This is a genomic window from Streptomyces sp. NBC_01451 (genome assembly GCF_036227485.1).
Taxonomy (GTDB): Bacteria; Actinomycetota; Actinomycetes; order Streptomycetales; family Streptomycetaceae; genus Streptomyces.
Window position 1 is genome coordinate 6796584 of sequence record NZ_CP109479.1, and the last position, 25154, is coordinate 6821737.

The following is a 25154-nucleotide window of genomic DNA, read 5'->3' on the forward strand; positions in this document are numbered from 1 at the left end:
GCTCTCCTGACTTCTTCCTCTTCTTCACCACATCGACGGGCCCTGCCACGAGGCCAGTTCGGCAGGGCCGCCCGACCTCACCATGGGGGAATCACATGCGTATGCGCACTGCTGCCACCGTCCTTTCCGGCGCCCTCGTACTCTCGGCGCTCGCTCTTCCGGGCGCCGCCCAGGGAGCGGAGCGCCCCGGGAAGGCGACAGACCTCAGAGACCTCGCCTCGCGGAGCGGGCTGCCGAAGGACCCGATCGGGGACACCACCTTCAAGGACGGAGTCGTCAACAAGGGCAAGGACGTCGTTCTCGGAGTGACGGGCAAGAAGTCCGTCCCCGTCACGTTCACCGCCTTCGACGAGGAAGGCCTTGCCCTCACCCAGGCGTTCCTGTGGCAGGGCACCGACAGTTCGAGCACGGACACCATCACCGGCGCCCTGGGGACGGACGACGACCCCGTCTGCACGGAGACGACGGTCGAGGGCGGCTACAGCTACAGCTGCAAGACGGTCTTCACCATCGACCCCGCGGTCGACTTCAAGGACGGCAACGGCACCGCGGGGCCCTGGAAACTCTTCCTGGGCGCCTTCGACCTCTACCTGAACATCAGCATCGACGACGACGTCGTCAGGGGCAACATCAAGCGTGCCGCCAAGCTGACCGTCAACGCCACCCCGGAGCCGGTGAAGAAGGGCAAGACCATCACGGTCACCGGCAAGCTGACGCGCGCCGACTGGTCCACGGGCAAGACCAACGGATATGCGACCCAGCCGGTCAAGCTGCAGTTCCGCAAGAAGGGCAGCAGCACCTACACCACCCTCAAGACGGTCAAGACCAGCCGCACCGGCGCCCTGAGCACCACCACCAAGGCGGGTGTCGACGGCGACTACCGCTTCGTCTTCGCCGGCACCGCCACGACCGGCGCCGCGACGGCGACCGGCGACTTCGTCGACGTCAAGTAGGCGGCTGCCCGGCCCGGTCCGGACCGCGGTGGCCGGTTTTCTGAGGCTCACCGGTCACCGCCGAAGGCACCCGGACCGGGCTCAGTCCTCCGCGCGGGCGTCCCCGAAACGGCTCCCTGCGCGGCGGCGGGCCATCAGCGTGGCCAGGGCGGTACGTGAGGAGACCCCGGTCTTGCGGAAGGTGCGGGAGACATGCGTCTCGACGGTACGCCGGCTGACGTAGAGCCGGTCCGCGATGGCCTGGCTGGTGAGCCCCTGCGCCACCAGTTCGGCTATCTCCAGCTCCCGGGCGGTCAGGGTGGCCAGCCGCTGGGCGAGTTCGGCGCGGTCCGGGGAACCGTACGGAGCCTCGGAGCCGCCGCCGGGCGGACGGGTGGCGTCGGCGAGGCCGACCAGCATTCCGCTGCCGCCCGCCTCGGCGAGCCGGCGCCCCCTGAGCCAGGCGCGCGTGCCGCCCCGGCCATGGCCCGCCGCCGCTTCCAGCGGGGCGCCGAGCAGCAGGGAGTACGCCTCCCAGAAGACCGCGCCGCAGCGGGCGCTCTCCGCCGCGGCCTCCGCGAACAGGTCCGCCGCCGCTGCCGTGTCCCCCTGCGCCAGCGGCAGATGGGCGGTGCTGCGCAGCGCGGACGCCCGCAACATCGGCAGCCCCAGCTGTTCCGCCTCCTTGCGCGCCCGCTCGGCCCAGCCGCGGGCCTCCTCGGCCTTGCCCGTCACCAGTGCGGACGTGACCAGGATCTCCAGGTAGAGCGGCCGCATCGAGGGCTGGATCCGCTGCAGTTCGGGGCCGCCCGCCTGGAGCATCGCGTCCCGGGCCCGGACCGGGTCGCCGGCCATGAGCGCGGCCCAGCCGAAGATGCACCAGGCCGTGGAGGCCCACCAGTCGACCCCGGTGCCGGCCGCGGCCACCGCCTCCTCCGCGACGGCGAGAGGGCGCGGATCACCCGGCGGGCAGGCGGCGACGAGTGCCGCGGCCTTGCTCGCCAGTACGAACGCCAGCAACTGGTCGCTGCCGATCCCGCGGGCGATGTCCTCGGCCTGGTCGGCGAGTTCCAGCGCCGAGGAGATCCGGCAGGTCTGGACCCGGACATGGGACAGGCACAGCAGCAGATGGGGCACGACATAGTGCTGGCCGCTGCGCCGGGCGATGTCGAGGCCGCGCTCCGCGTGCCGCTCCGCGTCCGGGTAGTGCTCCAGGAAGGCCTCCGCCCAGCCGAGCCGGGCCAGCGGTTCGCACAGCGCGGTGAGGTCGTTGTCGGGCAGGGAGTCGACCAGGGCGGCGGCCTGCCGGGCGAACCCGTGGGCCGCGGTCATGTTGCCCTCGTACGCCTCTCCCAGGGCGGCGACGGCGAGGACGCCCGCCTCCCCGACCTCGTCCCCCATGGACCGGGCCGCCACGAGCGCCACCTCGACCTCGGTGCGCACCTCGGCGTACGAGGTGTCGCTGTCCTGGGGCGCGGCCGAGCCCAGCTCCAGGCCGAGCCGGACGACGTCGGCCGGGGCGGGGCCGCGGGCCAGCTCGCGGCGCAACAGCGCGACCGCCTCCGTGCAGCGACCCAGATGACGCTCCACCAGCGCGCACAGGACGACCGCGCGCACTCTGAGGCGGTCCTCGTTCTCGCCGATGGCCGGGCCGCCGGGTGACCGCCGCGGGGTGGCGATCAGCTCCTGGAGCAGGTCGCGGCTCTCGCGCAGACCACCGCACGCGGCCAGGGCGCGGGCCCGCCGCAGGACCAACTCACGCCGCCGGGCGGTGTGTTCGGGAGTGTGCGGAAGGTGGCGGAGTGCCACATCGAGCCAGTGGGCGCTGCTCGCCGGGGCCGTGCGGGCGGTTCGTGCGGCGGCCTCGTCGAGCACGGCCACCGCTTCCGGGTCCCAGGCGGTCAGCGACTGTTCCACATGGTGGGCCCGCTCGGTGGCGGAGGCACCCGCGCGGGCCAGTTCCTGCGCGGCGAGCCGGTGCATCTCGACGCGCCGCAAGAAGGGGGTGCTTTCGTGCACGAGGGTCCGTACGACCGGATGCCGCAGGGTCAGCAGGCCCTGCGGGGCGGAGCGCAGCAGGTCGCGCCGGGTGAGGGCGTGGACGTCGGCGGTGAACGCGGCGCCGGAGCGGCCGGTCACCCTGCTCACCATCGCCGGGGTGGCGTGCTCGCCCAGTACCGCCACGGCGTCGACGATGCCGCGCCGGGAGGGGGCGAGCCCGGTCAGTTCGTCCAGCAGCAGGGTGCCGAGTCCGGGCGGCGCCGAGGACTCGGCCGTCGTACGCCCGCGGTGGGCCTGAAGGAGGGTCAGGAAGTAGAAGGGGTTGCCCTCGCTCGCGGCGTACAGCGCGGCGGTCTCGGTGGGCGGCAGGCCGGGGCCGGCCAGTTCGGCGCAGTCGCGTGCGCTCAGTGGTCTCAGACCGAGTCTGACGACCGTGCCGGTGTCGAGTTCGCGGGTGAGTCTGGCGGCGAGGGACTCGGGACTCTGGCGGTCCCGGCGTGTCACGGCCAGGACGACGGGGGCGTGCACGGGATGGCGTACGAGGTGGTCGAGCAGTTCCAGCGACGCCGGGTCCGCCCAGTGCAGGTCGTCGAGGGCCAGCAGCAGCCCGGACGGGGCGGCGAGCCGGGCGAGCAGGACGGCCGTGGACCGGTGCAGGCCGAAACGGTCGACCGCGCCGCTCCGCTGGAGCAGGGGCGCCACCGCGTCGGCCTCCTCGAAGCCGTCCAGGGCGTGCGGGTCGAGGTGGGCCAGCGCGTCGGTGAACAGCTGGAACGGCACCTGCCGCTCGTACTCCGTGGCTCTGCCGCGCAGTACCGTCATTCCGCGTCGGCGCGCCCGCGCGCAGACCTCGCCGAGCAGGCGGCTCTTGCCGATGCCGGCCTCACCGGTGATGTCGACGAGCCGGGAACGGCCGCTGTCACGTAACTCGTCGCCCCGTCCCGTGCCGCGCGCGTCGTCCGCCGCACGGTCGAGCAGCGCGTCGAACCGGGCCAGTTCGACGGCGCGGCCCAGCAGCGGAGCCCCGTTCCCGCTGTCCCCAACTACCCCGTCGGCTACCACAGTTGCCCCCTTGTCTTTACATTCCCCTCACATATCATTCTCTCCTGTTGATCGCCGTAACCGCCGTGCCGGTGAACCGGGACGGACGGATCTCACAGTCCGGCCGCTCGGCCGCTCGGCCGCGACCGGGTCGGCCCATTGGCCGTGGAGTGGTTCAGCGAGTCGGCATGATCGAGGGGTGCGGGCGCTTCGTCCACGGAGGGCTCGGGAGTCGAGTTCCCTGTGCGAGCTCTCGGGGAGGCCCGGATGGCCGCACGGCCGGGGTTCTGGTGCGGCCGAGTTGCCTCGGGACGGACAACTGCTACCTGCTGGACGTCCTCGGCAAGGCGCAGCGGCCGGTCCGGGAACCTGCCGCGCGGCAGGTGCGGCCGCGCGACGGAGGCGGCGAGCGGGAGGGGTCGGCACGCCAGGCGCAGTCTGTCGACAAGGAACCGGAAGGCGTCCGCGCGGAGACCGGCCACCACCGGGAACCGGGCCGGATCATTCGGCTGGTGGACCACCTCGTGGACCACGTCGGGAGCGTCCGTGCCCCGGAGAACGCGTGGCCGGCTGCCGCAGACCCAAGGGTGCGGCAGCCGGCCACGGGCGGCCCGGAGGGCCTCGGCAGGAGGGGTGTTACTCGCCCACGACGCCCGAGGCGGCGATGACGATCTTCGCGCGGGTGGTACCGGACTGGGAGCCCAGGGACTCGATCCGCGTGACCAGGTCCTGGCCCTCGACGACCTCGCCGAAGACGACGTGCTTGTTGTCGAGCCAAGGGGTGAGAACGGTGGTGATGAAGAACTGCGAGCCGTTGGTGTTCCGGCCGGCGTTCGCCATGGACAGCAGGAACGGCTTGTCGTGCTTGAGCTTGAAGTTCTCGTCGGCGAACTTCTCGCCGTAGATGCTCTTGCCGCCCGTGCCGTCGCCACGGGTGAAGTCGCCTCCCTGGAGCATGAAGTCCGGGATGACCCGGTGGAAGCCGGAGCCCTCGTACCCGAAGCCGTGCTGGCCGGTGGCGAGCTCACGGAAGTTCTGCGTCGTCTTGGGGACGACCTCGTCGTAGAGCTTGAAGACGATGCGGCCCGCAGAGTCGCCGTCGATGGTGATGTCGAAGAATACGTTGGTAGACACAAGGCCATCCTGTCACGCCCCGGGCGCGCCGCCGGAGGAGCCCGCCCACGGGCCGCGCCGGCCGTCGCCGAGCAGGCCGCAAGCGGGCGGGCGGGGCCTTCGCGTCTCGGTGGAACGGGTCACCGTCGCGGCACGCCCGCCGCCCGGTGCGCGGTCGGTGCGGTGGCGGTCAGCCGAGGGGGCTGGTGGTGTCGCGCAGGGTGGCCAGGACCGGGGCGTACATGCGGGCCTTGATGGTGCCGAGCGTGTCGCCGGCCTTGGCCACCTGTGCGCGGGCGATCTCGACGGCGGTGGAGCGCACGGCGTCCTCGGAGACCGACCGGTCGACGATGCCGGCCGCCGCGGCGTCGGAACCGCCGTAGCGGTGGGCGGTCACCATGGCCTCGTGAGCGGTCCGCGGCGCCAGGCGGGACTGGATGAGGGCGGCCATGCCGGGGGTGAAGGGGATGTCGATGTCCGCTTCGGGCAGACACCAGTAGCCGCGGTCGGCGCGCATCACGCGGAAGTCGTGGGCGAGGGAGAACATCGCGCCGGCGGCGAAGGTGTGCCCTTGCAGCGCGGCCACGGTGACGACCGGCAGCGACAGCATCCGGGCGAACAGTTCATGGACCGAGACGACGTAGTCGTGGTACTGGTCGGAGTGGGCGAACAGCCAGTCCAGGTCGAGCCCGTTGGAGTAGAACTTGCCGGTGGCGGCGGTGACCAGGGCGCGGGGGCCCTCCGCCTTCTCCACCTCGTCGAGCGCGGCACCGACGGCGGTGAGCCAGTCGGGGTGGAAACGGTTCTCGCCGTCTCCGAGGTCGAGGACGAAGACGTTGTCGTGGCGGTCGAGCGAGGGCATGGCGGCTGCTCCTTCGAGCTGGGTTGACGGGGTGAAGCGGCTGCTGCGGGCCCCGTGCTCACGCGGCGGGGCAGCAGTGCCGAGGGTCACCCGGTCCCGGCTGTCGCTCCTGAGCGGGCTCATCCGCCCACACCCCTTCCGGCGGCGGCGTGGCCCGCTGGACCAGCTACCTGTCGGTAACTTATGGGGTGTGGCGGGGAGCGTGCAAGAGGACGGCCGGCGGCAGGAGCCTGCCGGACACCGGCGCGCTGTCGGAGTCGACCCGGTTCGGCGCGCGGGTCCCGGCTCTACGTCGCCGCCGAGCCGGCGGTCTCCGGCGGTCTGTTCCGGTCGTGTGGTCCGGGCGCTGTTCCCGCGGAGGGCTCCGGCGATTCCGGCCGGGTGCGCCGGCGGGTGGCCAGGGTCCAGCCGGTGGCGGCGAGCGCGGTCACCGTGAGGGCGGCCAGCATCAGCGTCGTGTGGGATCCGGCACTGTCGGCGGTCCGGGCGACGGGGTTGGGCAGGCCGAGGCGGTCGGCCAGCCAGCCGAGGGCCGCCGTGGCGGTGAGCAGGGCACCGGTCAGCCGCAGCGCGGGCTGGACGCGCAGGCGCGCGAGGACCAGCAGGGAGGGCAGCGCGAGACAGACCAGCAGGAGCTGGACCAGCTCGATGCCGAGGTTGAAGCCGAGGAGGCTGGTCACGAGCTGCCCGGTGGACAGGTGCATCTCCGCCAGCACGAAGGAGAACGCCATGCCGTGGCCGAGCCCGAAGACCCCGGCCACGAGTGCCTCCTTGCCCGGGAAGAGCGGGCGGACGGCGTGGATCGCGCCGACGAGGATGCTCGCGGCGATGAACGCCTCGACCGGCCAGCCGGGGATGTCCAGTCGGCCGAGCGCGGTGGCGGCCAGCGCGACGGAGTGCCCGGCGGTGAAGGCGAGCGTGATCCGCCCGATCCGGCCGAGCGCTGACCGGGCGCCGACCAGACCGTCCCAGCGCCGTCCGGCGACCGCGAGCGGCGCGGGCAGGAGCAGGATGAGCAGGAACAGCAGGTGGTCGGTTCCGGTGAGGATGTGGTCGCCCCCCAGCTTCACCATGGCGAGGAAACCGCGCCAGGCGCTGCCCTCGCCGAGGTCGACCCCGAGGGCCGGGACGGTCATGGTCCGGGTGTCGGTCCGGATGGTGCCGACCTGGGTGGTGCCCTCGCCGTCGACCTGCCCGGCGGCCCAGTCCTGACGCACCGTCACCAGGACGGTGTGCGTGACGACCTGGTGGACGATGACGTCGTAGTCGAAGGTGAAACGGCGTACGTCGGTGCCGGCCGGCGGGGTGAGTACGGCCTCGGCGACCAGTTCGCGGTAGGGGCCGGTGGAGGTCTGCTCGGTGCTGCTGAGACTCAGGCCGCCGATGCTGACCTGCCAGGCCGCGCCCTGGGTGGTGGTCGGGTGGATGTGCTCGCCCAGGTAGGTCCGGACGGCCTTGGCCCGCCGGGCCAGGGTGGCCCCGGTGGCGTCGCTCAGATCGATCCCGCTGGCCCGGGAGAAGTCGTCGGTCGGCAGTTCCAGACGGGCGGTCACCGAGTTCTGGTGCACGTCGAGTTCCACCACGGAGTGGGGCATCGGATGCGCGGCGGCCGGCGACGCCCCGGTGAGGAGCGCCGCCGGTACCGCGATCGCGATCCCGGCCACCATGCGGAGTGCGGTGGTCAGCCAGTTTCGCGGTCGGGTCATGAGAAGGAGAACTCGCTGCCGTAGTCGCGGGTGTGGTCGCGGTACACGGTGTGGTAGTGGACCTTGTCCTGGTAGACGAAGCCGTTCTGGCAGACGAACTCGATCCACACGCTCGGGCCGTCGATGCGGACGTAGTCGCCCTGGGTGTCCAGGGCGGTGCCGCCGGAGTAGGAGACGAAGGTCTGGTCGAGCTCACGCGCGTACGTCTTCGTGAGCTGCTTGGCGGTGGCGTCGTCCACGTCGGCGATCCAGGGGTGGATCGCCTCCAGGACCAGCTTCTTCTGCTTCGGCGACAGGGAGCTCGCCTTGATGCCCTCCTTGGTCTCCGGGAACTGGCCGTCCTCGCCCGGGCCGAGCAGCACGTCGCTGAACGACTCGGACAGCTTGGCCGTGGCCAGCTGCTCCGTGGTGAGGCTGCCGGTCAGCTTGAGCAGGCCGTCGCGGAACTTCGCCAGCGGCTCGTACGTGGTGCCGTCGTCCGCGGTCCAGCTGGTGGGCTCGACGCCGGTGAAGAACGGGCTGGCGCCGGAGACCTTGCCGTCCTTGTAGGTGATGTTCACGGCGAGGTGGTGGCCGCCGAAGTGCAGCTGCCAGGTGCCGTCCGCCGACGGGGTGCCCAGGAACGCCAGGAAGTAGATGTCGCTGCCGTACCCGCCACCGGCGCCGCCGCCGGGGGCACCGGACGGCGGGGTGCCCGTCGGGGCGTCGGTCGCCGTCGCGCTCGGGTCCGCCGAGGCGGAGGCGGAGGGGTCGGCGGAGGCCGAGGCGTCGGACGAGGTGCTGTCCGACGGTGCGGAGGGACCGGAGCCGGAGCTCTCCGCCGCGGCCAGCTGGTCGTCGGCCAGGAGGGTCTCAAGGACGTGCTCGTAGCCGGTGTCCTTGCCGGTCCCCAGGGCCACCTTCAGCACGTTCTTCAGGGCGGCCAGCTGCTCGTCGCTCAGCGAGCCGGTCTGGATGCCCGGCCGGCAGGACGAGCCGCACGGCAGGTTCGACCACGCGGTCGCGTTCGCCTGGGAGAAGTCCAGGACCGTCTCCGCCTGCTGGTCGGAGTCCAGCGTGTTCAGGAACGCGTTGGCGGCGCTGACCACGGCCGCGACACCGTTGGCCTTCTTGTCGACCGGGTAGTGGACGGCGGCCTTCTTCGCGGCGCCGGTGGTCGTCGCGGCGTTGGCGGCGACGAATCCGCCACCCACGAGGACCACCCCGGCTGCCACGCCGGCTATGCCCCGCCACGTCCGTCGACTACGTACCTGACGTGTTCTTTCTCTGCTCACGAACAACTCCCTGAAGGCAAGGGTGGGGGACGGTGCGCCGACTCGGAGGCCGGCGCACCGTCCAGGACACGCGCGCGATTGCAGAGAACTATCAGCAACATTGTTGACACCTCAATGCCTGTGCCAGGGCGTACGTCCCATTTGGACGGCACACATCGCATATTGAGGAGAAATGCTTGGCCTGTTGACAGGTTGCGCTTATCGCGGCTTCAGCCGCCCGTCCCGCCGCCGGTACCCCCGACGCCGATGGCCGGGCCCGTCGAACGGGCCGCGGAAATCACCCGCGTCCGGAGGCAACCTTTCGGTGTTCCGCGACCACTGACGAGTCGAGAGCCCCGCACACGGGAGCTTCACACACCGCACGCGTTCCACCACCACGTAAGGACTCATCCGTGGCTTCCCCTTCGCATCGCCGCTCACTCCGCACGCGCCGTACCGTTCTGGTCTCCACCGCGGCCGTGGCCGCCGCGGGCCTCGGCGCCGCCGTGTTCGCCATGAACGCGAACGCGGGCGCCGTCGACCTGGCGCACCAGGTGCTGCCCGCCAAGGACGGCTGGGCGGCCTCCGGCACCGGTACGACCGGTGGCGCCGCGGCCGACTCCGCGCACGTCTTCACCGTCTCCACCCGCGCGCAGCTGGTGAAGGCGCTGGGCAGCGCGACCAACTCGACGGCGAAGATCATCAAGATCAAGGGCACCATCGACGCCAACACGAACGACGCGGGCAAGAAGCTGACCTGCGCCGACTACGCGGCCGGTACGGGTTACTCGCTCGCCGCCTATCTGAAGGCGTACGACCCTGCCACGTACGGCCGTTCGAAGCTGCCCTCGGGTACGCAGGAGAAGGCGCGGGCCGCCGCCAAGGACGCGCAGGCGAAGAACATCGTCTTCAAGGTGCCCGCCAACACCACCATCGTGGGCGTGCCGGGCACCAAGGCCGGGATCACCGGCGGCAGTCTCCAGGTGAAGAGCGTCGACAACGTCATCATCCGGAACCTGACCTTCAGCGCCACCGAGGACTGCTTCCCGCAGTGGGACCCGACCGACGGTTCCACCGGCAACTGGAACTCCGCGTACGACGCCGTCACCCTGCGCGGGGCGACCCATGTGTGGGCCGACCACAACACGTTCACCGACGCCCCGCACCTCGACAGCGCCAACCCGAAGTACTACGGCCGGGAGTACCAGATCCACGACGGTGCCCTCGACATCACCAACGGCTCCGATCTGGTGACCGTCGAGCGCAACCAGTTCACCAACCACGACAAGACCATGCTGATCGGCAGCAGCGACACCGACAGCGTCGGCAAGCTGCGGGTCTCCATCCACCACAACGTGTGGAAGGGCATCGTCCAGCGCGCCCCGCTGGCCCGGATCGGCCAGATCCACGTCTACAACAACTACTTCGACACGACGACCCTCAACGGCTACGCGCCCCTCTACTCGGTCAACTCCCGGGCCAAGGCGCAGGTCGTCGCCGAGTACAACGCCTGGAAGGTGCCCTCCGGCGGCAAGACCGCGAAGCTGCTGAGCGGCGACGGCACCGGCTCGATCGCGGCGACCGGCAACCTCGTCAACGGGACGGCGACGGATCTCGTGGCCGCCTACAACGCCGCGAACTCCAAGAAGCTGAAGACGACGGTCAACTGGAAGCCGGTCCTGACGGCGGGCCTCCGGACGACGGCGAAGAACCTGGCGACGGAGCTGACGGGAACGACGGGGGCCGGCGTCCTTTCCTAGGGAGACGGGCCCGGGGGCCGATGGTGTGACGCCGTCGGCCGGCTCGGGCACGGCCGCCCCGCCCCGCCGGATCCGTCCGGCGGGGCGAAGCGCTGCCTCACCGGACGGATCCGACGCGTCGGCGGGGGTCAGGAGCTGAGGAGTTCAGGAGGCCAGGACCTTCTCCTTCGCGTGCTGGAACTCCGTCTCGGTGAGGACACCCCTGCTCTTGAGCTCCGAGAGCTTGGTCAGCTCGTCGGCGGGGCCGCTGCCGCCCACGCGTGCCTGAAGGTAGGCGTCCAGCGACTCCTGCCGTGCCCTGGCGGCCTGGTGCTCCCGCTTGCCCATGTCACGGCCCCGGGCGATCAGGTACACGAAGATGCCGAGGAACGGCAGGACGATCATGAAGACGGTCCACCCCGTCTTCCCCCAGCCGCTCAGCGAGTCGTCGCGGAAGACATCACCGATGACGCGGAACAGCAGGGTGATCCACATGATCCACAGGAAGATCCACATCATCGTCCAGAACGCTCCCAGGAGCGGATAGTCGTATGCCAGGTACAGGTTGTCCTTCATGGTCGTCCTCCCTGCCTGTGCCGTGCCTCGCGGCGCGACGTCGTCGTCCGCCCCCTGCGCGCGTTACGCGTTCAGGGCACGGACCCGGCCGGTGTGTACGGCGTCGGTGAGTGCTTGGTGGTCGCGTTCGTTCTGGTCCGCGCAGCGTTCGGCGAAGACGGCGAGCGCGCGGTAGAAGCGGAAGGGGGACTCCAGCATCCGGCCGTAGCGGATGGGCACGAGTTCCGGCAGCCTGGCTGCCGACTGCTTCTCGACGACGTCGACCGGGTCCGGTCGCTTCGCCGACGGCCGGTAGTCCGCGTGAGCGGATCGCGGGGCGTCCGCCCGTGCGGCCCGGCCCGACGCGGCCCGCTCCTTCGGATGCCCTCCGCCGCCCTGGTCAGCCATGACGCCACCTCCTGGACGGAGCCGGCCCCGGGGAGAACTCTGCCCCGGTCCGGGTCCGTTTTCGGCCCTCCCACCGTTCCACAACCCGCACCGGGCGGCATCTCGACATGCGTGGCGCACCCCGCGGGACGAGATGGGAAGGAGGCCGACCCGCCCGGCCGACCGCCCCGGCCGGCCCCGCGCGGGGCGTACCGCGAAGCCGGAGCCCGGCGGCCCAGGACACCGCCGCGGCGGTACCCGGGGCCGCCGGGCTCCGGATCGTCCGGGCGGTGTCAGACCGTGCCGCTCTCCCACCACCAGTCGCGGCCCAGGTCGGCCCTGCTGTCGACGTGCTGGTGGTCGACGGTGTACCGCTCCAGCCCGGAGAACCCGCAGGTCTCCGCCTTCTGGTAGACGGTCTTGGTGGCCACGCCGGGCACGTCGAGGTCGGCCGCCGTGCCGTACAGGTGCATGCTGTCGCTCGCTCCGCCGATGTCGGCGTTGTGCGCGATGCTCCGGAAACCGGAGTTCACCGTGATCGGCTTGTCGCCCAGCTTCTTGCGCAGCGCCTCCAGCTTGTACATGCAGCGGCGGGCGTTCTCCTTCACCTGTGCCGCGCTCAGCTTGCCGCCGTTGAAGTTCCCGCTCGACTGGTCGACGAACTCGCTCCAGTCGAAGTGGAGCGTGGAACCGTCCGACTGCTCCAGCGCGTTGAGCTTCGCCTGGGTGTTGGGCCCGACGCTGGCGTCGGCGGTGAGACCGTACGCCGCCTGGAACCGCTTCACGGCCGCCGCCGTGCCGGGGCCGAAGTCGCCGTCGACACCGACCCGGCTCTGGGCGGCGCTGTCCGCGGCCCAGCCCGCGACCCGGATCTGAAGCTCGGTCACATCGGCGCCCGTGTCGCCCTGGTTCAGGGTGCGCGACCACGAATAGGCCTGCGCGGCTCCCGCGAACAGCAGTTGGCCGAACGCGACGCCGGCGCCGGCGGCCAGCGTGCCACGCAGCATGGTGCGGCGGTCGAGGGGACGGAAGGAGGAGGTCATCGTCGTCCTTTCAGAACGTCTGAGGTGGTCGGCAGGGTGGTCAGAAGGAGATCTGGAACGTCACGTTCTGCGCGTCGGTGTCGTAGGCGTGCACGCGCAGGACGAAGTCGGTGCCGTCCTTGACGTCGGTGGCGACGGTCGCCCACTCGGTGCCGTGGGTGGAGTACGTGTCGTCGTGGTTGCACTTGGTGGTGTGGTCGACGAACACCACACAGGCGTCCAGGTACACCCCGGGCACGTCTGTCCTGAGCCGCATGTTGATGTCGGCGCACCGAGAGGACGTGGTGTAGGTGCCGTACTCCCTGGCAGCCGCGGAGTAGCGGTACGTGAGGGTCTTCGCGCCCCCGTTGCAGGTGACGGCGGAGGCCGAGGACTGTGCGGCGGCGGGCGCGACGCCCGCTCCCAGCAGCGCGGCCGTGGTGAACAGGGCCGAGGCGAACGCCTTGCTGCGGATCATGGTGATCTCCATCGGAGTGAGGGGATCAGCGGTTGGCCAGCCGGTCCAGGTCGGCCTGGGTGCCGTTGAACACGTCCGCGGTGGCCGGTGCCTGGATGCCGGGGAAGAGCGCGGCGTCGGTGTACTGCCACATCGCCCAGGTCGTCGAGCCGTTCGGCAGCGGCGGCTGGGTGATCGACTGGCGGTAGTCCGCGAGTTGCAGCGGGTACCGGGCGAAGGCGGTGGTCGAACCCAGGCAGTCGTCCAGGACGGACTTCTGGGTGTAGATGACCGGCGTACGGCCGAAGGCCGCCTCCACCCGGTCGAGCCAGGCCTTCGCGTCGTCCACCGTGCCGTAGGTGGGGCAGCGTCCGCTGCCGTCGTCCATGCGTTCCAGGTCGAAGACCGGCGGCAGGTCGCCCGCCCGCTGCCCGGTGTAGCCGGTCGCCCGCACGGCGGCGATGAACCGGTCGGCCTGCGCGCCACCCGTGTCCGGAGCCGTGCCCGTGTAGAAGTGGTACGGCGCGACGGCCAGCCCCGCCGCCCGGGCGCCCTGGAGGTCGGCGGTGAGGTATTCGTCGGTGACGTTCGTGCCCCGGGTGGCCTTGACCGTCGCGAACTCGACACCCGAGGCCCGCACGGCCTTCCAGTCGATCGGCGCGCCGCCGGGATGCTGGTACTTGGCCGTGTCCAGGCCGTCGATCGGGTAGCCGGCGGGGCGCGGTGGCGTGCAGTACGTGTCACGGGCGGACCAGTCCAGCAGCTTCGCCCAGGTGTTCGGGCCCACGGTGCCGTCGGCACCGAGGTTGGCGCAGTGCTGGAACTCGACGACCCGGGACTCCGTACCGCCCCCGAAGTCGCCGTCGATCGTCAGCGGCGGGTAGTGGTACGCCTCCATGGCCAGGTTCAGCCGGCACTGCACCTCCTTGACCTCGGTGCCCTTGGCGCCCCGTTTCAGCGTCGGGCGCGTGTCGGTGTGGCCGCACAGGGACGTCTGCGCCGTGCTCGACGTGCCCCGGGTCGCGCAGGTGTGCGGCTGGGCGGCCCAGGCGTTCAGCGACGCCCAGGTCTGCGGGCCGAGCACACCGTCCACGCCCAGCCCGGCACAGCGCTGGAACTCCTTGACCCGCGTCTCCGTCGCCGGCCCGAACGAGCCGTCCGCCGCGATCGGCGTGTATCCGCTCGGCTTCGTCGCCAGGCTCAGCTCGCACTGCGCCTCGACGACCGCCGGGTCCCCCGTCGATCCCCGCTGGAGGGTGGGCTGCGCGCTCGTGTGCCCGCAGACCGCGACCGCTGTGACCGCGGCGACCGCGGACTGTGCGTCCGCCTGCGCCACCTTTGCCGCCTGTGCCGCCGTGGGCCCGTACAGGGGCAGGACCGCTGCCACGGCGAGGGTCAGACCTCGCAGAAGCGTCCTGTGTCCCATCTGGTTTCCCCCTCTTGTGAGTGGCCGGGAGCCCCCGGTCGCCGGCCATGCTGGCAGCGGCCGTCCCGCGGCGGATCTTCCTGCTGCGGATCGGGACGACGGGACGGCGGTACGTCTGTGACCTGCGAGGACGGAAAGCCGTTGGGACGGCCATGGAATGCGGGCACCGGAGCCGGAGCCCGATCCGGCGAAGTCGCCCCGAGGTGAGGGTGGTCACGGGATCCGCGAAACCGCGGCAACCTTTTCGGGCGCCGTGGAGACTATGGGCCGGAAGCTGCCTCGACTGGAGCCTCGCATCGCGCACACGCACTTCCGGACCAGGTAAGGACCTCTGCCGTGGCGTCCCACTCACAGCGCCGTTCCCCGCGCCGCTCTCCCCTTCGGCGGCGCGGCGTCATCGTCGGTGCCACCGCGGCGGCCGTCGCGCTCGTCATATCCCTGGTCATGGCTCTACGGCCCGACCACCAGGCCGACGACGGGTACGGGGCGGCCACCTCCGCGGCCGGCGCCCGGGTGATCGTCCCGCCCACGGCACCGGAGCCGACGACGTCCTCCCCGAAGAAGCCCCCGGTCACCCGGTCCCCGTCCCCGACGGCCACCCCGACCGCGGCGGCTGCCAGGCCCAGGCCCAGGCCGACCCCCACGGCCACGGCCACGAGCGGCGCAAGCGGTGGCGGTGCCGCCGCCCGTCCGGCCTCGGGCGACGCACCGCTGGCCGGCCGGATCCGGCCCGGGACCACCTACCAGGGCGTCGCCACCTTCTACGGCGCCGGGAACGGCGAGGGCCACGCCTGCTCGTACGGCCCGAGCTCCGACGTCATGACCGCCGCGATGAACACCGCCGACTACGAGACGTCCATGGCGTGCGGGGCGTACATCCTCGTCCGCGCGGCGAGCGGGGCCTCCGTCACGGTCCGGATCACCAACGAGTGCCCGGGAGACTGCGCGCCCGGCCAACTAGACCTGAGCGCCCCGGCCTTCGCCAAGATCGCCGACCCCGTGGCCGGCCGGATCCCGATCACGTGGAGCCTGCTGAGCCCGGCCACGGCCGAGCCGCTCTCGATCCGCTACAAGACCGGGTCCAGCCAGTACTGGTGCGGCATCCAGGTGATCGGCCACCGCAATCCGCTGGCGCGCCTCGAAGTCCGTACCGGCGGCGGGTGGGTCCGGCTGGCGCGCACCGAGTACAACTACTTCCTCTCCGAGCAGGGCAGCGGATGCGGCGGCTCGATCCGGATCAGCGACATCTACGGGGAGCAGCTGACCCTCGACGGGATCGCGGTCCGGCCGGACGTCGTGCAGGCCACCCGTGTCCAGTTCGCCGCCCACTGACCCGACCGGCCGTTCAGCGTCCCAACGCTCCCAGCACGGCTTCGAGTTGGCGCAGCGGCTCGGCGCCGGTGAAACGCAGGACGACGGTGTCCGCGCCGGCCGCCGACAGCGCGCCGATGTCCCCGGCGGCCTCCTGGGCGCTGCCGGACACGGTGAAGACGTCCTCCTGCGGGCGGCCCAGCCAGCCGCCGTGGCCCTCGGTGTGCGGGTGCAGGGTCCGCGCCACCTCGCCGGGGTCGTCGCCCACGCAGGCGAAGGCCAGCACCGTCAGGGTGTGTCCGGGACCTGCGCCGCCCTTCGCGGTCAGCTCCCGGGTGTTCTCCAGGTCGCGGGGACCGTGGCCCTCGGCGATCAGGGTGCCGTCCGCGACCCGGCCGGACAGCTCCAGCGAGCGGGCTCGCACCACGCCCGCGACCACGGGCGGCGGTTGGGCGGGCGGGTGCACCAATTTGACGCCGTCCAGGCGCACTTCGCGCCCCTCCAGGGTGACCCGCTCGCCGTGCAGCAGGGCGCGTACGGAGGTGATCGTCTCCTCCAGCAGGGCCAGCGGTGAACGGGGGGCGACGCCGACCGACGTCATCCACTCCCGCACCCCGTGCCCGATCCCGGCGACGAGCCGGCCCGGGAACACCCGGGCCAGCGTGGCCAGTTCCATCGCCAGCAGGGCCGGGCTGCGCAGCGGGGCCGGGGTGATCCCGATGCCCACCCGCAGCCGCTCCGTCGCACCCAGCGCCACGGCGGCGGCGGACACACCGCCGTTCCAGCCGAGGTCCTCGACCACCCACAGGTCGTCCACGCCGAGGGCCTCCGCCCGTCGCGCGAACCCGGGCAGCTCTTCCGGGGCCCAGTCACGGTCGTACATCACACCGATGCGCAGGTTCGTCATGTTCCCGAACCTACGCGGTCGGCGGTGGCTCAGCCCGTGACCGGCCTGCCGCGGCCCCAGCCCCAGGCGAGGCGGTCGGCGCCGGACTGGTTGGTGGTGACCAGCCAGGGGCGGTCGGTGGTGCCGGTCAGCTTCTGGATCGAGTACATGTCGTCGGTGCGCAGGCCGGGCCAGTAGACGGAGCCCATCTTCAGCTCGCGGAAGGTGTCGGTGACGGCCTGCATGTAGTTGATGAAGTTGTTGTCGGGGGTCTTCTTGTTGTAGTCGAAGCCCGTGGTCATGAAGGCTCCGAACTCGTCCGCGACGGTCCGGTTCGCGCAGTCGCCGATGCGTACCTTCAGGTCGGCCACCCACTGGTCGTAGGTCGCGTACTCCTTCCAGAAGCCGTAGTGGTGCAGCGACAGGTACGTGCCCTTCAGGCGCGGGTCCGCGCAGACGGACGTCACGTGGTCGTTGTAGCCGGCGCCGCTGACGAACACCTGGTCGCGCGGAACGGACCGGTACCTCGCGAGCCACTTCGCCGCGATGTCGGCCCACTCGGTGTCGGTGTAGCCGTGCGGCTCGTTCATCGGCTCGAAGTAGACGTGCTCGTCGTTCTTGTAGGTCTTCACGACCCGGTCCCACATGGGCCAGAAGGTGGCCGTGTCGTCGATGAAGCCGTCCTTCTGGGCGCCGGTGCCCTCCCAGTAGGAGACGATCACCTTGAAGCCCTGGTCGGACGCCGCGTCGATGACCGCGCGGTACGACTTCCAGTAGGCGCCGTTGACCGTGTACGGGTTGATCGGCAGCCGCACGGTGTTGGCACCGAGGTTGGCGCGGAACGCCGAGATGATCCGGCTCGCCTTGGCGTAGGTCCGGGCGTGGTTGTCGGAGGTCGACAGGCCGGACAGCTGGAGCAGGTCGTCGGCGAAGTTGTCGCGCGGGTCGGCCCAGTTGACGCCCTTGAACTGGGTGGTGTCCCTGCCCGGCGCGCCGTTGGGGAGAGCGGACGCAGTGGTGGCGGCCGGGGCGGAAGCGGGGGTGGAGGCGGAGGCGGGACCGACGGCGGCGGCCGTGCCGCCGGCCACGGCGATCGCGAGCGCCACGAAGGCGGCACGCAGTCGGGGGGAGGGGCGGGTGCCGCCGAGGACGTTGCGCATCAACTTGCCCTTTCGCATGCCGGTCGGGGGACCGTGGGGGGCGATGTTTACGTAAACATCGTGGCGCCGGAATCGTGGCACCCGGCACGGAGATCGTCAAGGTTTCCGGCGCGTAACACGTCCGGTGGACAGAACGACTGCCGACAGGCCGAACATGGCGGAGTCCGGCACGGGCGCGGACACGGCACCCTCACGCCGACACCCTGCGGGCCACGTCTCCGTTCCGGTTCTGCCAGTCCGCGCGGTGGCCGCGGGCCTCCGACTCGGCCTGGCGCAGGGCCGGGGCGGGCACGGGCAGGCGGCACAGGGCGTCCAGGGTGGTCAGCATGTGCGCGGCGAAGCGGTGGCCGAGGGGGGTGAGGCGGCCGGAGGACAGGACGACGGTGGTCGCCTCGTGGGCGGCCAGGCGCCAGCGGGCGAACTGGGCGTGCGCGGTGGCGCGCAGCGCCGGGTCGGGTTCCGTCTCCCGGCGGCGCTCCCAGAAGCGGGCGACGCCGAGATGCGCGTACGCCCCGTGGAACAGGCCGGGGAGGGGGCGCGGGTCGGGGCGCCAGGGGGCGTAGAAGCGTTCGGGGCCGCCCGGTTCGAACAGGTCGAAGAGGTGGAGCAGCGCCGCCAGTTTGTTGTGCTGCGTCTCGTGCGTGAGCGTCACCGCGAGGCCCGTCGCCGAGGTCGGCGGGGACAGCGCCATGCAGCCGAACGTCTCCGCGCTGCTGCCGCTCCTGTTGCCGTGCCCGGGGCGGGTCAGCGGCACCAACAGGTGTGGTCCGGAGGCCAGTTCGGCGTACGTCCCGGGATGGTCGGCGCGCAGGAGGCGGCAGGCGCCCCGGGCCGGCGCGGCCCAGCGGCGTACCTCGGCGGCGGAGAGGCCGTCCGGGTGGAGTGCTGAGTGGGGGAAGCAGGGCGGGTCGAGGGTGTCCAGCAGCAGCGGGGCGCCGACGCCGAGGGTGGCGAGCTGATGCGCGCCGTACCAGCGGCCGGTGGTGCCGTGGAAGCCGTCGGCACGGGCGGGTCCGTGCCCCGGGCCGCCCAACGGGCCGCGGGTGTAAGGGAGTCCGGGCACCGTGACCGTCTCGCCCGCCGCCGTGATCCGGCAGCGGCCCGCCCCGTCGATGTGCACCTCGGCGCCGTCGCCGGGGCGGGCGCCGGGGAAGCGGGCGCGGCCCAGGGAGGGCAGGGTGGCCCAGGGGCCGGTGAGGGGCAGCCCGGCCCGGGCCGGCAGTCCCGCGCGGGCCGCCGCCGACACGACCAGCGCCGTGAACCGGTGCACGGGCGGCGGGAGTTGACCGTCCGGGTGGCGCAGCCGGGCCAGCAGGCCGAACAGGACGGGGCCGGCCGAGGGGTGGGTCAGTACGGCCGCCGCCGCCTCGGGGGCTGTGCGTGTGACGTCGGCGAGCAGCTCCCAGGCGTGCCCGGCCGCCTCGGCGACAGCGCCCCCGGCCTCCCGGGCCGCCACGGTCACGGCGTACGCGCAGGCCAGCCGCCTGCTGTGCTCGGCGCGGCCCAGCATCCGCAGGGCCGCAGCCCCGCCGCCACCCGCGGCGACGGCGTCGAACAGCGCCCCCGGCATCCGGTACGGCGTCGGGTTCATGCCGGCCTCGCGGACATCCGCGCCCCGCGGGTCTCCAGGTCCGTGTTGAGGCGTCCCCGCACCCGGTTGATCAGTTCGGTCAGGTCGGCGCAGTACACGCTCGGGTTGGCGAAGCCCGTGCCGTGGGCGTAGCGGGTCGCGTAGTGGCCGCCTCCGCAGACCCGGTGCAGGGGGCAGGCGCGGCAGGTGGCGGACAGGGCGGCGGTGCCCCACTGGCGGGCCGCGATGCCGGGGTGGCCCAGCAGGGTGTCGAAGGAGTGGCGGCGGACGTCGAGACCGGTGCGGGCGGCGCCGTCGTACGCGGTGCGCAGCGTGTCGTCCTGGGTGAGGGAGCCGTCCGTGTCGACCACGGCGTACCGCACCGGGGACAGGCCGAGTGCCTCGGTGCGCGGGGTGGCGCCGAGCAGCAGGGCGAGGAGGTTGTCGAGGAACCGGACCGAGGTCTCCTTGGTCCGGGCGCCGTACCAGCGCTCGAAGACCGCCCACAGCCAGTCCGCGTACGGGGTGCGCCGGCCGCTCGGGTCGAGACCGGGCGGCGGGGTCTGCCAATTGCCGAGCGGAAGAAGGAAGTCGACGGCCGGGGGGCCGTGGCTCAGCAGGGCCTCGTAGGTGCGTACCGGGTCGTTGCGCAGGTCGATCGTGCAGAGCAGCGCGCCGAACAGGCGGCGGTGACGCTCGCTCGCCAGACGGCGCAGGGAGGCCTCGACCCGGGCGTGGCTGCCGCGGCCGTCGGCGCCCCGCCGGTGCCGGTCGTGGGCGGCCCGGCCGCCGTCGGTGCTCACCCCGACCGTCACGTCCAACTCGCCCAGCAGGTCGAGGCGTTGCTCGGTGAGGCGGAGGCCGTTGGTCTGCAGGTTCAGGTGCAGTCGTACCCCGGGGCCGACCGTCCCGCGCAGGGTGCGGACCGTCCGGGTCAACGCCTCGTCGCCGATCAGCAGCGGTTCGCCGCCGTGCAGGACCACACCCGCTTCTCTCACCCCGTGCGCGGACAGGTGCTCGGCGATCCGCCCGGCGGTGCGGGCCAGCGTCGCCGGGGGCATGGTGCGGGGCTGGGTGCGCCAACTCTGGTCGTGCGAGCGGTACATGTAGCAGTAGTCGCAGGCCAGGTCGCAGCGGCTGTGCACCTTGAGGACGAAGGAGTCGAACGGATACGGCTGCCAGCCCGCCACCCGGCGCGCCGCCACGTCGGCGGCCGTCGGCCAGGGCGGCTCGGCGCGGACCGGTGGCGGTCGACTCATCCGCTTCCCCCCGAAGGCGTACGTCGCGGACCCAGGGCCCGCAAGGTGCCTGGCCGGCCGCCCGTTTCCGGGTGTCGCCGACGGCGCACTCTGTTCGACGTGCGACCAGTATTCGGGCGGCCCGACTTCAGCGTCAACATCATGAATGAGCCAACGAAGGTCGACTGCGCGGAAGTTGAGCGACGCTCAGGGTCTCCGGCTTCTGCCGTAAGGGCAGTTGGCGGCGCTAGGCTGGACAGTCCTCCTGAAATCCCTCAACCGGATCCCACGAACCGGATCCTCCGGACCAGATCCTCCGACACCCCATGGAGTGACCTGCATGGCAGTCGCCGACGGCACCGTCCCCACCGGGGCGGGTACGGGAGCGGGAACGGGCGAAGGCCCGGACCCCGAGGTCGAGTCGGTCGTTCTCGACCTCGTCGCCCTGTCGCCCGAGGACATCGGGGCCCTGCCCGACTCGGTGCTCGGCGCGCTGCTGCGCCAGGTGTACGACAGCTGCGCCGAGGGCAATCCCTTCGTCACCGGGCACAGCGAGAGCTTATGAGACACGGGGCACGCGGGAGCGGTCCGGACGCCGGGCGCCGGATACACGGCGCCCTATACTGGCGCTCCCCGATCGCCCTTTTTGTCCCCCTTGTTCACTGCCGCGCCGAGCGGAGACGTGCCGAGCGGAGAAGCCATGCCAGACGCCAACACCCCTGACCGGCCAGGGCCGTTCGCGGTCTTCCTCGCCACCTCCGAGAACCTCGGCCTGAGTACGACCCTGCGCAACGTCGCCGACATCCTCGCCGACACCAACCGCAGCGTCCTCCTCGTCGACGGCCGCTCCGGCGAACCCGGCGCGAGCACACTCCCGCCCCGCCCCGAACCCGGCCGCGTGCACACCGCGTCCGCCCCCGGCGGCGCCGCCCTCGCCGCGCTCGCCGAGGACCCCGTCGCCGCCGCGTACGACCATCTCCTCGTCGAGGCCCCCGTGCCGGACTCCTCCGAGGAGACGGAACCGGTGCGCTCCACCGCGTACGCCGACACGCTCGTCGTCTGTTTCGCGATGACCGCCTGGTCCATCGACGGGGCCGCCGCGCTCGCCGAGGACCTGATCGTCCGCCGGGGAGACCGGCCCGTGCGGCTGCTCACCCTCGGACTCAAGAGCGACATCGGCGTGCACGACCGGCTGCGCGACGCCCGCGAACGGGTGCGCCGGAAGTTCGCCCCCGTCGCCGCCGCGCTCGGCAGGACCGACGTCCGCTTCCTCGAAATCCCGTACAACCCCCTCTACCAGGACAGCCTCAGCCTCGCCGTCGAGGCGGAGGACGCCGGCACGATCAGCGGACTGCGCCCCTACTACGAACAGCTCGCCGACTGGCTGCGCGCCCGCCGCGCCGCCCGCCTCACCGACGTCACCGTCGTCCACTCGGCCCGGCACGCCCTGTGGGCGGCGTGGCTGCGCGACCGGCTCGCCGTCAAGGGAGTGCGCACGGAACTGCGCCGCGCCGACACCTACGCCGGTGAACGCCCCGACCCCGGTGGCGCGTTGCTCTTCCTGTCGCCCGACGACGCCGACGACACGCTGCTCGAACAGATCGGCGCCCTCTCCCACACCGACGTCCGCATCCTGCTCGTCGACGAGGCGTTCCCGCACACCGAGGCCGCCCACCACGAGCGGATCGACCTGCGCGACACCACCGAGGACCAGGCGCTGCGGCTGCTGTACACCGGCCTGGGCCTCGGCGCGCCCGAACCCGGCGGCAGCGGCGTCGGGGCCGGGTTCCCGAGGCTGCCGGAGACCACCAACGTGGGGACGCGCGACAGCGCCTTCGTGGACCGCGCCGGACTGCTCGGCACGCTCCACGAGGAGCTGCGCGCCGCCGCCCGCGACGGCGCCTGCCTGGTGCTGCACGGCCCCAGCGGCTGGGGCAAGAGCGACACCGCGCACGAACTGTGCCACCGCGTCGGAGCCTCGTACGACGTCGTGTGGTGGGTGCGCTCCTGGGAACGCACCCGCGCCGAACGCGGCCTCGGCCGGCTCGCCGGGCGCCTCGGCGGACCCGAGGACCGGGTCGGCACCGGCGAGGGCGGCCTCTCCCGGCTGCTGTCCCGGCTCTCCCGCACCGACGCCGAGGCCGAGAGCTGGCTCATCGTCTACGACGGTGTCACCGACCCCGCCGAACTGCACGACCTGCTGCCCGTACCGCACGAACGCGGACACGTCCTCATCACCAGCCGGGCCGCACCGGCCGGCAGCGACCCCGCCGGGGACGCACGGCCGCCGCGGCTGCGGCCCCTCGCCATCGCCCCGATGGACGCAGAGGAGAGCCGCGCGCTGCTCGCCGAGAAGGTGCCCGAGATCAGCGAGCGGCAGGCCCGGCAGATCGCCAGCGTCGTCGACTCCGTCCCGCAGGCCCTCCACCTCGCCGCCCGCTGCCTCGCCGAGCGGACCGCCGCGCACCGCCGCGACGACCACATGAACCAGGACGCGGCGGTCCGCGCCGCCGTCGGTGACCTTCTCGCCGAGTACCGCGCCTGCAAGACCGAACTGCTGCGCACCACCGACGCCGTGTCCCCCGTGGCCGTGATGGTGCAGGTCGCCAGGCGTGTCGTACAGTCCACCCCCGGCGCCGTCGCCTGGCGTGCCGAGAGCCCCGAACACGACGCCGTGGGCTGGCTGCTGGGCGCCGCCTCCCTGCTCACCGGGCGTGGCATGGGCCTGGAGCTGCTGCGCTCGCGCCGCATCCTGTCCGAACTCGCCCGTGACGACGAGTCGTCGGCGCCCGCACCCGCCGGCACCGAGGTCCTGCTGCCCGACGAGCACATGGTGAGCGTCGCCCTGTGGGCGCTGGCCCAGGTGGGCCTGCTGGACGTCGACTTCGACCGCACCCGGCAGCCGCTCGTCCAGCACCACGGGCTGCGCGACCTGATCCGCGCCGGCATGGACCCCGCCGAACGCGCGCACATCGAGTCCGTACTGCGCAGCGTCCTGTCCGAACACGCCCCGCAAGGCCCCGACCTGCCCGCCGACTGGGCCCGCGAGGTGTTCTCGCTGCGCCTGTGGGAGGACCCCCGGCCACGGGTGCGCCGCTCGCTGCTGCGCCATCTCAACGCGCTCAGCCAGCGTGCCGAGGCCGCCGACCTCGACCGCCTCCTCGACATCGCCGCGCGGGCCCGGGAGGAGTGGCGGGCCGCCGACGGAACCGACGGCGACGACGGCGACGAACAGTCGCCCGAGTACCTGCGCCTGCTCAACTTCGTCGCCCGCGCCCACCGGCTGCGCGGCGACTACGACCTCTCCCGCCGGATCGCCCAGGACGCCCTGCGCGGTCACCGCAGGCTCCTCGGCATCACCCACCCGCGCACCCTGCTCTCCGCCGACTCCTACGCCGCCACCCTGCGCGCGGTGGGCCGCTTCGACGACGCCCTGCTGCAACAGCGGCCCGTAGTGGAGGGGCTCACGCTGCTGCTCGGCTGGAAGCATCCGGCCACCGTCCAGGTGGAGCACAACCTCGCCCTCATCGAGGCCCTGACCGGCCGGGTCGCGCCCGCCCTGGCCACGCTCCAGGAGCGGTTCCGCTACCGGCAGGCCATCGGCGGCAAGGACGACCCGGTGGCCTGGGACACCGCCGGACTGCTCGCCTACCTGTACCGCTCCGCCGGACGCGACGGCGAGGCCCGCGATCTGCTGCGCCAGAAGCTGCGCCGGCTGGGCGACACCTGGGACCTCGTCCGGCTGCGCACCGAGGTCGGCCTCGCGGTCAGCGAACGCCGGCTCGCCGACGGCTTCCCCGCCCTCAAGGACCCCCTCTACAGCTACGAACTCGCCCACGAACGCGACCTGCGCGCCCTCGGCCTGTACGTCGACCGGTTCGGCCCCCACCGCTACGACACCGTGCGCTGCCGGTTCAGCTACGCCGCCGACCTGCACGCCCTCGGCAAGGCCGACGAGGCCGAGCAGCAGGCCCGGCAGTGTGTGGACGCCCTCGCCCGCTGGTTCGGGCCGGGGCACCCCTACAGCGGTGTCGCCCAGGTGCGGCACGGCGTGTATCTGCGGGCCACCGGCGAACTGCGGCTGGCCGAGGAGGTCGGCCGGGGCACGCTCAACCTCCTCACCCACAAGCTGGGCCGGGCCCACCCCTGGGTCGCCATCGCGGAGAACTCCCTCGCCGCCACGCTCGCTTCGGCGGGCCGCGACGAGGAGGCCGTCGAACTCGCCCGTACCGCACTGGCCCGCCTCGGCGACCTGGGCATCGCCCACCGCCTCGGCGGTCGCCGGGTCGGCGCCCACCTGGACCGCCTCACCGGCGCCGACCCCACCCGCCCCGTCCCGCCCTCGGGCTACGACATCGACCTCGAACTGCCGGGCATGTGAACGCGCCCGTGCGGCAGCCGCACCACGTCACGGAACAGCAGGACACCGACCAGCACGTCACGGATCGGCGAGGCACCGACCAGCGAGGCACCGACCAGTGAAAGGCGAGCACCC

At 72.4% G+C, this 25154-nt stretch carries 18 protein-coding genes and 1 pseudogene; 5 read left to right on the forward strand and 14 right to left on the reverse strand.

Features of this window, described 5'->3' with window-relative positions:
* Positions 1-95: 95 nt before the first annotated feature.
* On the forward strand, positions 96-953 hold the full coding sequence (locus tag OG595_RS29895; RefSeq protein ID WP_329277329.1) for a hypothetical protein: 858 nt from the start codon (positions 96-98) through the stop codon (positions 951-953).
* A gap of 81 nt (positions 954-1034) precedes the next feature.
* Here the strand turns inward: OG595_RS29895 and OG595_RS29900 are convergent, their stop codons facing one another.
* From OG595_RS29900 to OG595_RS29920, 5 genes are all read right to left on the reverse strand, one after another.
* Positions 1035-3950, reverse strand: a complete 2916-nt coding sequence (locus tag OG595_RS29900) for a helix-turn-helix transcriptional regulator (RefSeq protein ID WP_329283319.1) — start codon at positions 3948-3950, stop codon at positions 1035-1037.
* Between the two features lie 660 nt (positions 3951-4610).
* Positions 4611-5108, reverse strand: a complete 498-nt coding sequence (locus OG595_RS29905) for a peptidylprolyl isomerase (RefSeq protein WP_329277331.1) — start codon at positions 5106-5108, stop codon at positions 4611-4613.
* A gap of 169 nt (positions 5109-5277) precedes the next feature.
* Complete coding sequence (locus OG595_RS29910; protein ID WP_329283321.1) at positions 5278-5949, reverse strand: enoyl-CoA hydratase-related protein; 672 nt, start codon at positions 5947-5949, stop codon at positions 5278-5280.
* A gap of 287 nt (positions 5950-6236) precedes the next feature.
* A complete protein-coding gene (locus OG595_RS29915; RefSeq protein WP_329277333.1) occupies positions 6237-7655 on the reverse strand; it encodes a HupE/UreJ family protein in 1419 nt (472 codons plus the stop codon).
* A complete protein-coding gene (locus OG595_RS29920; protein WP_329277335.1) occupies positions 7652-8869 on the reverse strand; it encodes a DUF3500 domain-containing protein in 1218 nt (405 codons plus the stop codon). The genes OG595_RS29915 and OG595_RS29920 overlap by 4 nt, the downstream gene beginning before the upstream one ends.
* A gap of 452 nt (positions 8870-9321) precedes the next feature.
* Between OG595_RS29920 and OG595_RS29925 the strand changes: the two genes are divergently transcribed.
* Positions 9322-10668, forward strand: coding sequence for a pectate lyase family protein (locus OG595_RS29925; RefSeq protein WP_329277337.1), 1347 nt, complete (start codon positions 9322-9324; stop codon positions 10666-10668).
* A 144-nt stretch (positions 10669-10812) separates the two neighbouring features.
* Here the strand turns inward: OG595_RS29925 and OG595_RS29930 are convergent, their stop codons facing one another.
* The 5 genes and pseudogenes from OG595_RS29930 to OG595_RS29950 form a co-directional block, all read right to left on the reverse strand.
* On the reverse strand, positions 10813-11223 hold the full coding sequence (locus tag OG595_RS29930) for an SHOCT domain-containing protein (protein WP_329277338.1): 411 nt from the start codon (positions 11221-11223) through the stop codon (positions 10813-10815).
* A gap of 159 nt (positions 11224-11382) precedes the next feature.
* Positions 11383-11610 (reverse strand): annotated as a pseudogene (locus OG595_RS29935) (DUF2252 family protein); the annotation flags it as partial.
* 272 nt (positions 11611-11882) lie between these two features.
* A complete protein-coding gene (locus OG595_RS29940) occupies positions 11883-12632 on the reverse strand; it encodes a D-Ala-D-Ala carboxypeptidase family metallohydrolase (protein ID WP_329277339.1) in 750 nt (249 codons plus the stop codon).
* 40 nt (positions 12633-12672) lie between these two features.
* Positions 12673-13089: a hypothetical protein gene (locus OG595_RS29945; RefSeq protein WP_329277341.1), complete on the reverse strand. Its 417-nt coding sequence runs from the start codon at positions 13087-13089 to the stop codon at positions 12673-12675.
* Positions 13090-13114: 25 nt separating this feature from the next.
* A complete protein-coding gene (locus OG595_RS29950) occupies positions 13115-14494 on the reverse strand; it encodes a GH25 family lysozyme (protein WP_329277343.1) in 1380 nt (459 codons plus the stop codon).
* Positions 14495-14830: 336 nt separating this feature from the next.
* On the opposite strand from OG595_RS29950, the gene OG595_RS29955 reads away from it, so the two are divergent.
* Positions 14831-15826 carry an expansin EXLX1 family cellulose-binding protein gene (locus OG595_RS29955; RefSeq protein ID WP_329277345.1) on the forward strand — a complete coding sequence of 332 codons (996 nt, stop codon included), beginning with the start codon at positions 14831-14833 and terminating at the stop codon, positions 15824-15826.
* A 13-nt stretch (positions 15827-15839) separates the two neighbouring features.
* Here OG595_RS29955 and OG595_RS29960 read toward each other — a convergent pair whose 3' ends face one another.
* The 4 genes from OG595_RS29960 to OG595_RS29975 form a co-directional block, all read right to left on the reverse strand.
* The gene (locus tag OG595_RS29960; protein ID WP_329277347.1) at positions 15840-16712 is read right to left on the reverse strand and encodes an LLM class flavin-dependent oxidoreductase; all 873 of its coding nucleotides are present in this window, start codon (positions 16710-16712) and stop codon (positions 15840-15842) included.
* Between the two features lie 29 nt (positions 16713-16741).
* Positions 16742-17851, reverse strand: a complete 1110-nt coding sequence (locus OG595_RS29965) for a glycoside hydrolase family 5 protein (protein ID WP_443073369.1) — start codon at positions 17849-17851, stop codon at positions 16742-16744.
* Positions 17852-18041: 190 nt separating this feature from the next.
* On the reverse strand, positions 18042-19442 hold the full coding sequence (locus OG595_RS29970; protein ID WP_329277351.1) for an HEXXH motif domain-containing protein: 1401 nt from the start codon (positions 19440-19442) through the stop codon (positions 18042-18044).
* On the reverse strand, positions 19439-20680 hold the full coding sequence (locus OG595_RS29975; RefSeq protein ID WP_329277353.1) for an FxsB family cyclophane-forming radical SAM/SPASM peptide maturase: 1242 nt from the start codon (positions 20678-20680) through the stop codon (positions 19439-19441). The genes OG595_RS29970 and OG595_RS29975 overlap by 4 nt, the downstream gene beginning before the upstream one ends.
* Before the next feature lie 319 nt (positions 20681-20999).
* Between OG595_RS29975 and fxsA the strand changes: the two genes are divergently transcribed.
* Complete coding sequence (fxsA, locus tag OG595_RS29980) at positions 21000-21224, forward strand: FxSxx-COOH cyclophane-containing RiPP peptide (RefSeq protein ID WP_329277355.1); 225 nt, start codon at positions 21000-21002, stop codon at positions 21222-21224.
* A gap of 135 nt (positions 21225-21359) precedes the next feature.
* Positions 21360-25040, forward strand: a complete 3681-nt coding sequence (fxsT, locus tag OG595_RS29985; RefSeq protein ID WP_329277357.1) for an FxSxx-COOH system tetratricopeptide repeat protein — start codon at positions 21360-21362, stop codon at positions 25038-25040.
* The last annotated feature ends 114 nt before the right edge of the window (positions 25041-25154 follow it).